The following is a 14640-nucleotide window of genomic DNA, read 5'->3' as shown; positions in this document are numbered from 1 at the left end:
TATTATATGTAGTAAAGGAATTTCATAAGAACTATATTATAAGGTAATTATATTCTATTAAAGTTGACGAATTACTTATTAAGATATAATATAATTGTTGGAAATATATATATATGATATTTTAAGGATGGAGAATATTTATGGCTTATGGCGAATTTGCAAATATTTATGATAAGTTAATATATGAAGATATAAATTATGATTTAGTAGGTAATAGAATTATAGAACTATGTAAAGAAAATAATATAAAATATGAAGACTACTTAGATTTAGCATGTGGGACGGGTAATGTGTCAATAAATGTAGCTACATATTTTAAAAATACATATGCAGTTGATTTATCAGATGATATGTTAAATGTAGCATTTGATAAATTTAAGAAAAATAAAATTAAAGCAAAAATAATATGTCAGGATATGTGTGAACTATCACTAAATCATAAATTTGATTTAATAACATCTGTTCTTGACTCAACAAATTATTTAACAGAATATGATGATTTAATTAGTTACTTTAATAGAGTACATGAGCATTTAAAAGATGATGGAATATTTATTTTTGATATAAATTCTTATTATAAATTATCAACTATATTAGGTAATAATATTTATACGTATAATTCAGATGATGTATTTTATACATGGGAAAACGTATTTGAGGAAGAAGTACTTAATATGTTTCTGACTTTTTTTGTTAAAAGTAAGGAAGAATTATATGAAAAATTTGAAGAGCAACACATAGAAAGAGCTTATAAAGAGGAAGAATTAGAAAAAGCTTTAAAATATTGTGGTTTTAAATTAGTAGGTAAGTTCGATAGTTACAGTAATAAATCTGTATTTAAAGAAAGTGAAAGAATAGTTTATGTTGTAAGTAAATAATGGAGGGCGATATTTATATGAAAGATAAAATAGTTAGAGCAACAGCTAAAAATGGAATGGTTAGAATAATCGGAGGAATCACGACAAACTTAGTTAATGAGGGTAGTAAGATTCACGAATGTACTCCAGTGGCAGCAGCAGCATTAGGAAGAATGCTTACTGTTGGAACTTTAATGGGAACTACACTAAAAGGTGAAAAAGAGACTTTAACTTTAAAGATAAATGGCGGAGGAGAAGCAAAAGGCATAACAGTCACTGCTCATAATGATGCAAGTGTGAAGGGTTTTATAGGGAACCCATATGTTACTAGAGAATTAAATGCTAAAGGAAAGTTAGATGTTGGTGGTGCTATAGGTAAGGATGGACTTTTATATGTAATTAAAGACTTAGGTTTAAAAGAACCATACGTAGGTCAAGTTCCAATATATAGTGGTGAAATTGCAGAAGATTTTGCTTATTATTTTACAGTATCTGAACAAACACCATCAGCAGTATCTTTAGGGGTACTAGTAGATAAAGATCTATCTATAAAAGCAGCAGGAGGATTTATAGTTCAAATGATGCCTGATGCAGATGAACTTTTAGCTGATTTAGTAACGTATAGATTAGAAGAGATACCACCTATAACTACACTTATATCAGAAGGAAAGAGTATAGAAGAAATATTAGAATTTATATTTGAGGGTATGGACTTAAATATATTAGATTCTATTGAACCTAAATATAAATGTGATTGTTCAAGAGATAAAGTAGAAAAAGCATTAGCATCTATAGGTAAGAGTGAGTTACAAGAAATATACGATGATGGTAGAAATGAAGAAATAGTATGTAACTTCTGTAATACTAAATATGCATTTACAACTAACGATATAGGGGAGTTATTAAAAAATTCGACTAAAAAATAATAATATAATTTATAATTAAATAATATTTTTAATTATAAAGACTGTTTTAGAATTAAATAAAATAAAAAAATGTACTTTGACGTTTAAGTTAAAGTACATTTTTTATTTTTAATATTAAGAAAGAAAACTTTAGGATTTAAATATCAAGTTAAAGTTGAACAATAATAATTGTGTAACTATTTTTTTGATTAGAAAAATATTAATGTAGGAACAGAAAAAAAATAAAATCATATTATTAATAGTGGATGTGATAAATTTACAAGTTAGATTTAAAGTAGAAGCAAACTACCTCTATCTATTAATTTACCTTTTCTTAAATAAATAGGAGAAACATCATATTTATATAAAAACTTATTCACTTCATTCCCCCACGTATAATGATTTAATTCACCAAAGAAAGCCAGCTTATTATCAGAAATCAACCCTCCAGTACCTCCAATAAATCCATAATTTAAATTTGGAAGAAGTATATCACCTGGAGGAAGCAAAAGAACATCAAAATCATAATCTATTAATGTGGAATAAATCCCTACATCACTTGTTATAAGTGCTTTGTTTTTAATAGGTAATACAGAACATTTTGTATATCCTTGAGATACATTTATCTTTAATTTTGAAGATTGAGAATTTAGAAGATTATTATCGCTATATTTTAAGTTGTGAATAAAGTAATCATCTAAAATTAAGGAATTTAAAATAATATCATTAGGATATGTATTAGACAAGGCTGAATTTGAAAGAATATACTTTATATTCTTTTTATCTAATAAGTTTATAAATTCTGAAGGTATATCCTTATGAATAATAATTTGATTTTCAGAAGAATTTTTTAATATGTTCATTTGAATATCAGGATGACCATTTATTGATTCATATACATTATTAGATTTAGGAACTAAAATGGGCTCAATATTAAGTTTTTGTAAATTGTCAATCTCTTCTTTTGTTGATCTATAGTCAATAAAACAATACATAGAAATCTCCTTTAATATAAATAATTTATAATAAGAAACTACTACAAGATCGAGAAAAAAACAATAGGATATAAAAATCTAAAATTTAGTATTTTTATAAGTATAAGAGCTTTAAGTTTATTACATACTAATGTAAGAAGGGAGTGAAATCCATGCTTGTTTTGAAATTAGCTTATAATGATGAATTAGATTTTGTTGGTGAATTACAAGATTTAAGAGAATTGCTAAAGAAAAAAAATATATTAATAGGATTAGTGGAAAGCATAGAAGATACGACTCATATAATAAAAATCATTTGTGAAGAAGAACATTATAATGAAAAGGTAAAAGATATTATTAATTTATATGTAAGTAATATTTTATATAAAATCGTTATTGATAATTATAGAAAAAAAGAAATGTTAGAATTTTTAACAGAAAATTATTTCTTCTTAAAGCAAGATGAAATATTAGAAATAGAGGATGATATTGTAAAAGTACTAGAATGTGAAAGCGGATTAAAAGATGGTAACTCTATTTATTATTTAAATAAAATGAATGGAATTATTGAAGAGATAAAAGATTGTATAAAAGAAAAGCAAGAAATTAATATAAATGGATTTATAACATTTAGAATGAAGAAACTTAGAGGAGATATAGAAAAAATAATACAAAAGGTAGTTGAAAATTACATTGTTGAAAAGGAGTATAAAGAGTTTGTTAAATTATTAAAGTATTTTGTTGATATACAAGATTATAAGATTGAGCTTATAGATATATTCATAGATGAAAGTGGGAACTATAGGGTAACTGACAATTATGAAACAGATTTATTAAAAACATTTAAGGAAGAATTTTCAGACTGCAAGAAGATGAGTGATGTTAGCACAGAAGATATATTGATAAGCGGATTGATTACAAACACTCCTAAAAAGATAATCATCCATAATAAAGAAAATTCTATTAATAGAGAATTCCTAGAGACTATTAATAGTGTGTTTGGAGAGAGAGTCGAATATTGTAGTGGATGCATGAAATGTGAAAATAAAAAAATAATAATAAAAAGTATTGACACATTATGAAATGCTTGATATAATTTAGTTCGTAAAGAAGAAACATAGCCGTTTCTCACCATACAGTTGTGAAGTACTAGTGTGGTTATATCTCTAGATTTTATCAATAGTGATAGTGTAAGACGGCTTATGGCCGTCTTTTATTATGTATAAAATTCCTCGGAGGTGAAAAGTATTAGTAAAGATTATTTTATTAATGAAGAGATAAGACAAAAAGAATTAAGAGTAGTTGCAAATGATGGAGAACAGTTAGGTGTGATTTCTTCAAGAGAAGCTATGAGAATGGCAGAAGAACAAGAGTTAGACTTAGTGATGATTTCACCAAATGCAAACCCTCCAGTGTGTAAAATAATGGACTTTGGTAAGTTCATATATGAACAATCTAAAAAAGAAAAAGAAGCTAAGAAGAAACAAAAGGTTGTAAGTGTTAAAGAAGTAAGAGTAAGTCTTACTATAGAAGAACATGATATTTTTATAAAAGCAAAGAATGCCAGAAAATTCTTATTAGACGGAGATAAAGTTAAAATCACTGTTAGATTTAGAGGTAGAGAGATGGAATTGACTCATATTGGAGCAAGAATTCTTGATAACTTCGCAAAAAAATTGGAAGATGTCTGCCAAATAGAAAAGCATCCAAAAAAAGAAGGCAGAAACATGACAATGGTTTTAGGCCCTAAAAAGGGATAACTTGAGAGGAGGATTTTATTTATGCCAAAAATGAAAAGCCACAGAGGTGCAGCAAAGAGATTTAAGAAAACAGGTACAGGAAAGCTTAAGAGAGCAAAAGCATTCAAGAGCCATATATTAACAAAGAAGAGTCCTAAAACTAAGAGAAATCTTAGAAAAGGTGGATACGTATCAAAATCAGAAGAAAAAGTAATGAAAAAATTATTACCATATCTATAATTTGAGGAGGTTTAAAGCATGGCAAGAGTAAAGAGAGCAAAAAACGCTCGTAAGAATCATAAGAAGGTTTTAAAACTTGCAAAAGGATACTACGGTGGAAAGAGTAAGTTATTTAAAACAGCTAACGAATCAGTAATTAGAGCATTAAGAAATTCTTATGTTGGAAGAAAGAATAAGAAGAGAGATTACAGAAGATTATGGATTGCTAGAATAAATGCAGCAACAAGAATCAATGGTCTTTCATATTCAAAATTCATGAACGGAATTAAATTAGCTGGTATCGATATAAACAGAAAAATGTTATCAGAAATCGCTATAAATGATGCAAAAGCATTTGCTGATTTAGTAGAAGTAGCTAAAAAACAATTAAACGCTTAACAAAATGCGACTTAGGTCGCATTTTTATTATATATTGAAAAATATTATAATATTGAAATTATTTATATATATTTAGTTTACATAAAATTTATATTAAATAGGTAAAATAAAATGAAGTAATTTTAAATTAACCTTTTGAGGTGAGTGTATGGGAAAAGTTCTGACAAAAAAATCAAGACTTAATGCAGTTCAAGTGTTAGCTATAGGTTTTGCTATAGCTGTTTTAATAGGAGCACTTATATTGACTTTACCTATTTCTTCTGCCAGTGGTGAAAGTACAAATTTTATAGATGCTATTTTTACATCTACATCAGCAGTATGTGTTACTGGTTTAATTACATTAGATACAGGGACTTATTGGAGTACTTTTGGTCAAGTTATAATTATAATTCTAATAGAAATTGGTGGTATGGGATTCATGTCTTTTACTACATTTATTGCCATACTATTAGGAAAAAAGATAACTTTAAGAGATAGATTATTAATGCAAGAAGCTATGAATACTTTTAATATTGAAGGTTTAGTAAGAATGGTTCAATATGTTTTTGCATTAACATTTTCAGTTCAGTTTTTTGGAGCACTATTATTATCAACTCAGTTCATACCGCAGTTTGGATTTTCAAGGGGATTATTTTACAGTATATTTCATTCTATTTCAGCATTTTGTAATGCTGGTTTTGATTTATTTGGAAATTTTAATAGTTTAACTGGTTATTCTAGTAATATAGTAGTAATATTAAGCATAAGTGCTCTAATCATAATTGGCGGTTTAGGTTTTACAGTATGGCTTGAAATATATAATTATAATAAGAGTTCTAAAAGATTATCTATTAATTGTAAGGTGGTATTATTAGTTACTATATTTTTAATTATTTTTGGATTTATATGTATATTTTTATTTGAATATAATAATATGCAAACTATAGGTGGAATGACTTTTAAAGACAAGATATTAAATTCATTTTTTGCATCTGTATCACCAAGAACAGCAGGTTTCAATAGTATATCTACTGATGATATGACTATGTCTGGTAAATTAATTACTATAATATTAATGTTTATAGGAGGATCATCAGGATCAACAGCAGGTGGCTTAAAGACTGCTACATTTGGTGTTCTAATCTTAACAGTAATTTCTGTTTTGAAAGGAAGAGAAGATACTGAAGCCTTTGGAAAAAGATTTTCAAAAGATTTAGTATATAAAGCCTTTACTTTATTCTTTATTGCAATGATGCTTGTTATGGTAGTAACAATGATTCTCACTATAGTGGAACCAAATCAATCTTTTATAAATTTACTTTATGAAGCGACTTCAGCTTTTGGTACAGTAGGGTTAACTACTGGAGTAACTCAGCAATTATCATTTGCAGGAAAAATTGTAATAATGCTTACAATGTATTGTGGTAGGGTTGGTCCATTAACTGTAATTTTAGCATTATTAAATAGGAAGAAAAAAAAAGGATATAGATATCCAGAAGGTAAGATATTGATAGGATAGGAGTGACTTAGTTTTGGTAAATAAACAATTTGTAGTGATTGGGTTAGGGCGATTTGGTGCTTCGGTTGCTAAGACTTTATATGACTTAGGAAATGATGTTTTAGTAATAGATAAAGACGAAGATATAATTCAAGATATTTCTGATAATGTAACTCATGCAGTTCAAATGGATTCTACTGATGAGAATGCACTAAGAACATTAGGACTTAGAAATTTTGATGTTGCAATTGTAACTATAGGATCTAACATACAAGCAAGCATTATGGCAACTTTACTTGTTAAAGAATTAGGTGTTAAATACATAATTGCAAAAGCTAATAATAAGATACATTCTAAGGTTTTGTATAAAATTGGTGCTGATAGGGTAATATTACCAGAACAAGATATGGGAGTTAGAGTTGCTCATAACTTAGTTTCTTCTAGTATACTAGATTATATTGAATTATCTTCTGATTATAGCATAATGGAAATTGAAGCTTTAGATGAATGGGATGGAAAAAGCTTAAGAGAAATCAAGTTAAGAAGCCAGTATGGAATAAATGTTATGGCAATTAAAGAAGGCGAAGATATAAATATATCACCTTCAGCTGATCACATTGTAAATGCTAAAGATATAATAGTAGCTATCGGTTCAGCAGAAGATTTAAGTAAACTTGAGGGCATGATAGTAAGATTAAAATAATTGAGGTGTAGACTTTGATTTTTATTGAAAGTAAAGAAAATACCATATATAAAGAAGCTAAAAAACTCAAAGAGAGAAAAAATAGAAATAAGGTAAATAAGTATGTAATTGAGGGATTTAGACTTGTTGATGAAGCTGTAAAAGCAAATTTAGATATAGATTATTTAATATTAACTGAAGTGGGCTATGAAAAATTAGATAATTATATAGATAAAGATAAGATAAAAAAACAAAAGGTATACTGTATTACGGATAATTTGTTTAAAGAATTAGCATCAACAGAAAATCCTCAAGGAATAATTGCTATAGTTAAAATGGATAATAAAAATTTAGATTTTCAAGGGGATTTTTATTTGTTTTGTGATAAAGTACAAGATCCAGGAAATCTAGGAACTATAATAAGAACTGCTCATGCAGCTGGAGTAAATGGAATAGTGCTATCTAAAGGAACTGTTGACATATATAATGAGAAAACAATAAGATCAACAATGGGATCACTATTTTATATGCCTATATATTATGATGATGATGAGTTTTCATTAATAAAATCATTAAAAAAAGATGGATTTAGCTTAATAGTTACATCTCTTGAAAGTAGTAAAGACTTTTTTAAAGAAGACTTAAGAGGAAAGACTATACTTACAGTTGGTAATGAAGGAAATGGTGTTTCTAATGAAGTATTAGATTTAGCTGATAGAAGAGTAAAAATACCAATGCCAGGCGGGGCAGAATCTTTAAATGTGGCTATAGCAACATCCATAATAATTTATGAAAAAGTAAGACAAAATTTTAATTAAATTTTTAGTATTGAATTTTAATTAGTTTATTTGTATAATTATAGTGAATTAAATAATTACAAACTGTGAATGAGAGAGTAGATATTAGGAAGTTTTTAGGGAGAATAAGTCATAGACTGGAAACTTATTTAAATGAAATAATATTGAAGTTCACTCAGGAGTTCTAGCTGTGAAATTAAGTAGTAGCTAGCGGTCAATGCCGTTAAATTTTAAGTTGGATTCTTATAATATGTTTTTATAAGTTTCAATTAGGGTGGTAACGCGGATAATTCGTCCCTTTTATAGGGGGGCGATTTTTTTGTGCATAAAAATGTCTGAAAGGAGAAAAAACATGAAAGAAAAACTTAAAGAATTACAAGAGCTTGCAGTAAAGCAAATTGAAAATTCAATTAAAAGTAATGAATTAGAAGAAATTAGAGTTAAGTTCTTAGGAAAAAAGGGAGAACTTACTACAATATTAAGAGGTATGGGGGCATTATCTCCAGAAGAAAGACCTTTAGTAGGAAAGCTAGTTAATGAAGCAAAAGCTAAAGTAGAAGAAAAATTAGAGGCAGCAATAAAGAAAATAAAGGATAAAGAAAAGGTTGAAAAACTTGCTAGTGAAACAATAGATATTTCACTTCCAGGTAAAAAGAAGGTTATAGGAAAGAGTCATCCATTAGAATTAACACTTAAAAATATGGAAGATATATTTGTATCAATGGGATTTACAATTGAAGAAGGTCCAGAAGTTGAATATGATCACTATAATTTTGAAGCATTAAATATACCTAAGAATCATCCTGCTAGAAGTGAGCAAGATACATTATATATAAATGATAATATAGTTCTTAGAACTCAAACTTCACCAGTTCAAGTTAGAACTATGGAAAACCAAAAGCCACCAATTAAGATGATTTCACCAGGTAAAGTTTATAGATCAGACTCAGTGGATGCTACACATTCACCTATATTCTATCAAATGGAAGGCTTAGTTATAGATAAAGGAGTCACTTTTGCAGATTTAAAAGGAACTTTAGAATTATTTGCTAAGAAAATGTTTGGAGATAAAGTTCAAACTAAGTTTAGACCACATCATTTCCCATTTACAGAACCATCAGCTGAAATGGATGCAACTTGTTTTGTATGTGGAGGAGAAGGTTGTAGAGTATGTAAAAATAGCGGATGGATAGAACTTTTAGGTTGTGGTATGGTTCATCCAAATGTACTTAGAAATTGTGGAATAGATCCAGAAGTATATAGTGGATTTGCTTTCGGATTTGGTGTTGATAGAATGGTAATGCTTAAGTATGGTATAGATGATATAAGATTATTATACGAAAGTGATATGAGATTCTTAAATCAATTTTAAAAAATTAGTTTAAAGTTGATAGATTAGTATTACTTCAGAGTGGAATCTTAAAAATATAAAAATATAAGTTCTAAAGAAGTTAAGAAGTTAAGAACTTAAGGAAAAATGAGGAGGAAAAAATATGAAAGTACCATTTAGTTGGTTACAAGATTATGTTGATATAAATGTTAGTCCTAAAGAATTAGGAGATAAATTAACTTTAACAGGATCACAACTAGAAGAACTAATAATTCAAGGTGATGTTATAGATAAAGTTGTTACAGGAAAAATTACTAAAATAGAAAAGCATCCAGATGCTGATAAATTAAGTATTTGTCAAGTTGATATTGGAACTGAGACTATTCAAATAGTTACAGCTGCAACAAATATGAAAGAACAAGATGTAGTACCAGTAGCTTTACATGGTTCAACATTAGCAGATGGAACTAAAATTAAAAAAGGTAAGCTTAGAGGGGTACCATCAAATGGTATGTTCTGTTCAGAAGAAGAATTAGGTATAGCTGGAGATGAACCAGTTCATGGCCTAATGATATTACCTACTGATACTGAATTAGGAGTAGAAATAAAGGAATTATTAAAATTAAACAAAGCTATATTAGATTTTGAAATAACTTCAAATAGACCTGATTGTTTAAGCATAGTTGGTATGGCTAGAGAAACAGCAGCAGCTTTAAGAACTACTTATAAGATGCCTAATTTAGAATATAAAGTTTCTGGTGAAGGCAATGTAGAAAATGAATTAAAGGTTGAAGTTAAAGATGAATTATGTTTAAGATATATGGCAAGAAAAATTAAAAATGTAAAAGTTAAGCCATCACCAGGCTGGATGCAAGAAAGACTTCTTGAATCAGGAATAAGACCTATAGATAACATAGTTGATATTACAAACTTTGTTATGCTTGAATTAGGTCAACCGATGCATGCTTATGATGCTAGAGAAATATCTACTAATAAAATAGTAGTTGAAAGAGCTAAGCAAGGAGAAAAATTCACTACCTTAGATGAAGCTGAAAGAGAATTAGACGATTCTATGCTTTGCATAAAAGATGACAATAAAATAATTGGATTAGCTGGAATAATGGGTGGATTAAACTCAGAAATAAAAGAAGATACAACTGAAGTTATTTTCGAATCTGCAAACTTTGATGGTACTAACATAAGAGTTAATTCTAAGAAGTTAAACTTAAGAAGTGAAGCTTCAGGAAGATTTGAAAAAGACATAGATCCTAATTTAGCTAAACTTGCAATAGAGAGAGCTTGTTCATTAATTTGTGAATTAGAAGCAGGAGAAGTTATAGAAGGAACTATAGATATTTATAATAAGAAAAAAGAAGAAAGTAAAGTAATTGTTGATTCTAATTGGGTTAATAAATTCCTTGGAACACATCTTTCTAAAGAAGAAATGAAAAAATGCTTAGATAGTGTTGATTTATTTACAGACATTGATGGAGATAACTTAAATGTGACAGCTCCAACATTTAGAATAGATATTGCAATTAGAGAAGATATTGCAGAAGAAATAGCTAGAATACATGGATATGATGTTATTCCTGCTACAATATTTAGCGTTGCTACATCAAGAGAACCTAAATATAGAAAGAGATTATTAGATGATAAAGTAGTAATGCTTGCTACAGGTAGTGGATTAAATCAATCAATAAGTTATTCATTTGTATCACCAAAAGTATTTGACAAAATTAATGCACCAGAAGACAGCGAACTTAGAAATGTAGTAAAAATCAAAAATCCTTTAGGTGAAGATTATAGTGTTATGAGAACTACTACTATACCTTCTATGATGGAATGTTTAGGAAGAAACTATTCAAGAAATAATGACTATGTTAGACTATTTGAAATGGCTAAAGTATATATTAAAAATGAAGATGAAACTAAAATTCCAACTGAAAGAAACATCTTAACTATTGGTATGTATGGAGATTGTGATTATTTAAATCTTAAAGGCGCAATTGAAAACATAATTGATGGTCTTGGAATAAAGAATTCTAAGTATGAAAGAGAAAGTGAAAATGTAAGTTATCATCCAGGAAAAACTGCAAAAATTGTTATAGGTAAAAATGTAGTTGGTACTTTAGGAGAAGTTCATTTAGATGTAACTGAAAATTATGGTATTGAGGTACCTTGCTTTATTGCAGAGCTTAACTTAGATGCATTATATGAAAATGCTGATATGGATAGAAAATATAAAGCATTACCTAAATTCCCAGCTGTTACAAGAGATATTGCATTACTTGTAGAAGATAGTGTATTAGTTCAAGAAATTGAAGATTGCATAAGAAAAGCCGGCGGAAATTTAGTAGAAAAAGTAGAACTATTCGATATCTATAAAGGAAAGCAAATTCCTGATGGCAAAAAGAGTATAGCTTATGCTATTGCATATAGAGCTGATAAAACATTAACTGATAAAGAAGTTAATAAAGTACATGATAAGATATTAAGATCTTTAGAATATAAATTAGGTGCTACTTTAAGAGATTAATTATATTGAAAATACAGATGACTAGATTTTGTAAACTCAAATCTAGTCATCTTTTTTCATATATAGGAAAGTATAGAATTTTATAAGTGTGAGAGGCTGATGAAGTCTAGAATAAAGCCAATAACAATGTAGTTAGAGAGATAAGATTGAACGAGGAAGAAATACTATATATTTGTTTACAATGTAAAAAGAAAGAGAATATACTTAATTAGGTTGCTGAATACTTTGATGAAATGGATCAAAGTAACATAAATGAAATACTTTGCTATAAAGTTAATTTGTTTTTATACGATAAGAATTATGTAGACATTGTTATTTTATTGTTACATTCAAGAGGGCATTTGTTACTTTGGGATAATATATTTTAAAGTGTCTTTACAGGTTATTCTAAAGTGTAAATAGACCGAAAGAATGTAAATAATTACATGTATACAACTTTCAATAAAATTTAATAGGCATAGCTAGGGAAATCTAGTGACGCAAAGCTAAAGGGGCTAAAGAAGAAATTCCATGCCAGCCAGTTGCCGATTAATATTAATTTATTAATTGTATAAGATTTTCTTTGTTTTAAAAAAACTAAGACACATTTCAAAAATAATAGACCAGTATGCTTATCTATTTTGCATCATACTGTGTCGTCAAGTTCAGCTAATAACTCGATATTAACTAAACTTGCCTCCTTGTGTAACATCAAATATACCATGCATATTTGATCTATTATTTTCTTTTATGTGCCTAAAGAAAAACTTTAGCTGCTTATTGAAATTTTAAATAAAATTTCTAATAGGAGGAAAATATTTATGAGCTTAAAGAAAAATCACAAACTAAGGACAATGGTTGTAACATCTGTTGTATGTACAATGATGGTAGGTATGTCATGTACACCTATACATACAGGTATGACAGCCTTTGCAAAGGAAAATTTGGAAGTTGCAAGTAGTCAATCAAGGGAAATACGTAATGTTATGTACTATGGAGATTGGTCTATATGGGGAGGTCAAGAAACCTTCTATCCAAAAGATATCCCAGCAGATCAATTAACACACTTAAACTTTGCATTTTTAGATTTTGATGCAAATGGAAATCTTATATTTACAGATAAAGGAGCAGCTGTTGGAGCGCCAGTAGGTCAAGAAGGAGTACAATGGGATACACCAAATTCAGGGATACTAATGGCACTACAACAACTAAGAGCAGAAAATCCTAACTTAAAAATAGGCATATCTCTAGGAGGATGGTCTAAATCAGGAGATTTCTCTGAAGTGACAGCAAATCCACAAAAGAGAGCTAATTTTGTTAAAAACGTAATGAAATTCATTAAGTATGCAAATATGGATTTCGTAGATGTTGATTGGGAGTTCCCAGGAGAGGTTAGAAAACCTGACCTAGTTGATAATAAAAATGATGAAGGAACTAAAAACGCAAGACCTGAAGATAAAAAAAATTACATTTTATTACTTCAAGATTTAAGAAAATCTTTAGATGAACAAGGAAAAGAATTAGAAAAAAATTACGAATTATCAGTTGCTATACCAGCGCCAAAGGATAAGATTGATATAGGAATCGATGTAAAGAAACTATTTGAGATAGTAGACTTTGCAAACATAATGTCTTATGACATGAGAGGTGCATGGGATGAAGTCAGTGGACACCAAACTGGATTATATCCTAATAAAAATGAACCAATAAAGGGTAAGAACTTATCAGTTGATGAAAGTGTTAATTACTTAATTGAGCAAGGTGCTAAGCCTGAAAAGATAGTTATTGGAGCAGCATATTATACTCGTGGATGGGACAAGGTATCAAGTGGTCCAGATGTAAAAAACCCTGGTCTATTTGGACAAGCTGAATTAACTGCAAAAGATGCAGACCAAACACCATCAAGAGGAGCTATAAATGAAGCACCATTAACTTCAGGTGACGGAGGTCGTCGTTCAGGAGTTTGGTCATATAGAAATTTAGAAAAATTAAAAGCTAATTATCCAAACATTAAAGAATATTGGGATGATGAAGCTAAGGCACCATATTTATATGATGCAACTACAGGGGTATTCTTTACTTATGAGAATGTAAGATCAATCAAAGAAAAAGCTAAGTATGTTAATGAAAATAACTTAGGTGGTATGATTGCTTGGATGGCTGCACAAGATGCGCCTACTACAGATGCAAATAAGAGAGATGAATTAACAAAGGCTACAAAAGAAGGTCTATTTGGAAGTGGAAAGTTAAAAGAAGATGAAGTAAAATATTCACCTTTAGATGTCACTGCTTCACTACAAAAGTATGAAGAAGCATGGGGTGACAATAAAGGATATGAAATTACTATAAAAAATAATGAAGTTTTACAAGAAGCAGGAGAAGTATTATCTTCTGTAGAAAAGGGAGCTGAAACTATTAAGTTACCTAAGTTATATATTAAGGGTGATGTAAAGTTCACTGCTGGAGATTATTTGGCTGGTAATGCAACTTATGAAAATGGTTACACAGTATTAGATCTTAAATCAGTATGGGAAGGTAAGAATATTGAACCAGGTAGAACTTACAGATTTAAGCTAAAAGGAAATGGTAAAATAGAAAGCATTGCTTTAGTTCAAAGGGTATCAGACAATAGTCCAGAAATGAACTGGCAAGTTATCTATGGGGAAAATTCTGAAACACCTGAAGTTCCAGAAATACCAGAAGAAAATCAAGCACCAAAATTATATGGAGTGGTTGATAAAAC

General features: G+C 28.7%; 13 protein-coding genes, 1 riboswitch and 2 other annotated features. Of the genes, 12 read left to right on the top strand and 1 reads right to left on the bottom strand.

The window, feature by feature from the left end; genetic code table 11:
• Positions 1 to 140: 140 nt before the first annotated feature.
• Both RYM86_RS12590 and hslO read left to right on the top strand, forming a co-directional pair.
• Positions 141 to 878, top strand: a complete 738-nt coding sequence (locus RYM86_RS12590; RefSeq protein WP_315080874.1) for a class I SAM-dependent methyltransferase — start codon at positions 141 to 143, stop codon at positions 876 to 878.
• Positions 879 to 895: 17 nt separating this feature from the next.
• Positions 896 to 1783: an Hsp33 family molecular chaperone HslO gene (gene hslO / locus RYM86_RS12585; RefSeq protein ID WP_315080873.1), complete on the top strand. Its 888-nt coding sequence runs from the start codon at positions 896 to 898 to the stop codon at positions 1781 to 1783.
• Between the two features lie 269 nt (positions 1784 to 2052).
• Here the strand turns inward: hslO and RYM86_RS12580 are convergent, their stop codons facing one another.
• Complete coding sequence (locus tag RYM86_RS12580) at positions 2053 to 2757, bottom strand: DUF6873 family GME fold protein (RefSeq protein ID WP_315080870.1); 705 nt, start codon at positions 2755 to 2757, stop codon at positions 2053 to 2055.
• 152 nt (positions 2758 to 2909) lie between these two features.
• Here RYM86_RS12580 and ytxC point away from each other — a divergent pair, with 152 nt between their 5' ends.
• From ytxC to RYM86_RS12530, 10 genes are all read left to right on the top strand, one after another.
• On the top strand, positions 2910 to 3818 hold the full coding sequence (gene ytxC / locus RYM86_RS12575) for a putative sporulation protein YtxC (RefSeq protein WP_315080868.1): 909 nt from the start codon (positions 2910 to 2912) through the stop codon (positions 3816 to 3818).
• 19 nt (positions 3819 to 3837) lie between these two features.
• Positions 3838 to 3960, top strand: a sequence feature (ribosomal protein L20 leader region).
• A gap of 14 nt (positions 3961 to 3974) precedes the next feature.
• Complete coding sequence (infC, locus tag RYM86_RS12570) at positions 3975 to 4496, top strand: translation initiation factor IF-3 (protein ID WP_012423110.1); 522 nt, start codon at positions 3975 to 3977, stop codon at positions 4494 to 4496.
• A 21-nt stretch (positions 4497 to 4517) separates the two neighbouring features.
• Positions 4518 to 4715, top strand: coding sequence for a 50S ribosomal protein L35 (gene rpmI, locus RYM86_RS12565; RefSeq protein WP_003373773.1), 198 nt, complete (start codon positions 4518 to 4520; stop codon positions 4713 to 4715).
• 18 nt (positions 4716 to 4733) lie between these two features.
• Positions 4734 to 5093 (top strand): 50S ribosomal protein L20, encoded by a 360-nt coding sequence (rplT, locus tag RYM86_RS12560; protein WP_003369926.1) that lies wholly within the window; start codon positions 4734 to 4736, stop codon positions 5091 to 5093.
• A 148-nt stretch (positions 5094 to 5241) separates the two neighbouring features.
• Positions 5242 to 6591, top strand: coding sequence for a TrkH family potassium uptake protein (locus RYM86_RS12555; protein ID WP_315080862.1), 1350 nt, complete (start codon positions 5242 to 5244; stop codon positions 6589 to 6591).
• A 13-nt stretch (positions 6592 to 6604) separates the two neighbouring features.
• Positions 6605 to 7273 carry a TrkA family potassium uptake protein gene (locus RYM86_RS12550; RefSeq protein WP_012424026.1) on the top strand — a complete coding sequence of 223 codons (669 nt, stop codon included), beginning with the start codon at positions 6605 to 6607 and terminating at the stop codon, positions 7271 to 7273.
• Between the two features lie 14 nt (positions 7274 to 7287).
• Complete coding sequence (locus tag RYM86_RS12545; protein WP_315080861.1) at positions 7288 to 8070, top strand: RNA methyltransferase; 783 nt, start codon at positions 7288 to 7290, stop codon at positions 8068 to 8070.
• Between the two features lie 56 nt (positions 8071 to 8126).
• Positions 8127 to 8351 (top strand) — a binding site (T-box leader).
• A 50-nt stretch (positions 8352 to 8401) separates the two neighbouring features.
• Complete coding sequence (gene pheS / locus RYM86_RS12540; RefSeq protein WP_315080859.1) at positions 8402 to 9421, top strand: phenylalanine--tRNA ligase subunit alpha; 1020 nt, start codon at positions 8402 to 8404, stop codon at positions 9419 to 9421.
• Between the two features lie 121 nt (positions 9422 to 9542).
• Positions 9543 to 11918, top strand: a complete 2376-nt coding sequence (pheT, locus tag RYM86_RS12535) for a phenylalanine--tRNA ligase subunit beta (protein ID WP_315080858.1) — start codon at positions 9543 to 9545, stop codon at positions 11916 to 11918.
• A gap of 444 nt (positions 11919 to 12362) precedes the next feature.
• Positions 12363 to 12447, top strand: a riboswitch (cyclic di-GMP riboswitch).
• 271 nt (positions 12448 to 12718) lie between these two features.
• A partial coding sequence (locus RYM86_RS12530) for a glycoside hydrolase family 18 protein (RefSeq protein WP_315080857.1) occupies positions 12719 to 14640 on the top strand: 1922 nt, incomplete at its 3' end.

The organism is uncultured Clostridium sp., assembly GCF_963527835.1.
In the GTDB taxonomy this organism is placed as follows: Bacteria; Bacillota; Clostridia; order Clostridiales; family Clostridiaceae; genus Clostridium.
Note: the sequence above shows the minus strand (reverse complement) of the source record. Positions and strands in the feature narration are given on the sequence as shown.

What these genes read in the sequence shown, in the direction of transcription:
- RYM86_RS12590 (WP_315080874.1), top strand. Translation starts at nt 141, where the DNA reads ATGGCTTATGGCGAATTTGCAAATATTTATGATAAGTTAATATATGAA.
- hslO (WP_315080873.1), top strand. Translation starts at nt 896, where the DNA reads ATGAAAGATAAAATAGTTAGAGCAACAGCTAAAAATGGAATGGTTAGA.
- RYM86_RS12580 (WP_315080870.1), bottom strand. Translation starts at nt 2,757, where the DNA reads ATGTATTGTTTTATTGACTATAGATCAACAAAAGAAGAGATTGACAAT.
- ytxC (WP_315080868.1), top strand. Translation starts at nt 2,910, where the DNA reads ATGCTTGTTTTGAAATTAGCTTATAATGATGAATTAGATTTTGTTGGT.
- rpmI (WP_003373773.1), top strand. Translation starts at nt 4,518, where the DNA reads ATGCCAAAAATGAAAAGCCACAGAGGTGCAGCAAAGAGATTTAAGAAA.
- rplT (WP_003369926.1), top strand. Translation starts at nt 4,734, where the DNA reads ATGGCAAGAGTAAAGAGAGCAAAAAACGCTCGTAAGAATCATAAGAAG.
- RYM86_RS12555 (WP_315080862.1), top strand. Translation starts at nt 5,242, where the DNA reads ATGGGAAAAGTTCTGACAAAAAAATCAAGACTTAATGCAGTTCAAGTG.
- pheS (WP_315080859.1), top strand. Translation starts at nt 8,402, where the DNA reads ATGAAAGAAAAACTTAAAGAATTACAAGAGCTTGCAGTAAAGCAAATT.
- pheT (WP_315080858.1), top strand. Translation starts at nt 9,543, where the DNA reads ATGAAAGTACCATTTAGTTGGTTACAAGATTATGTTGATATAAATGTT.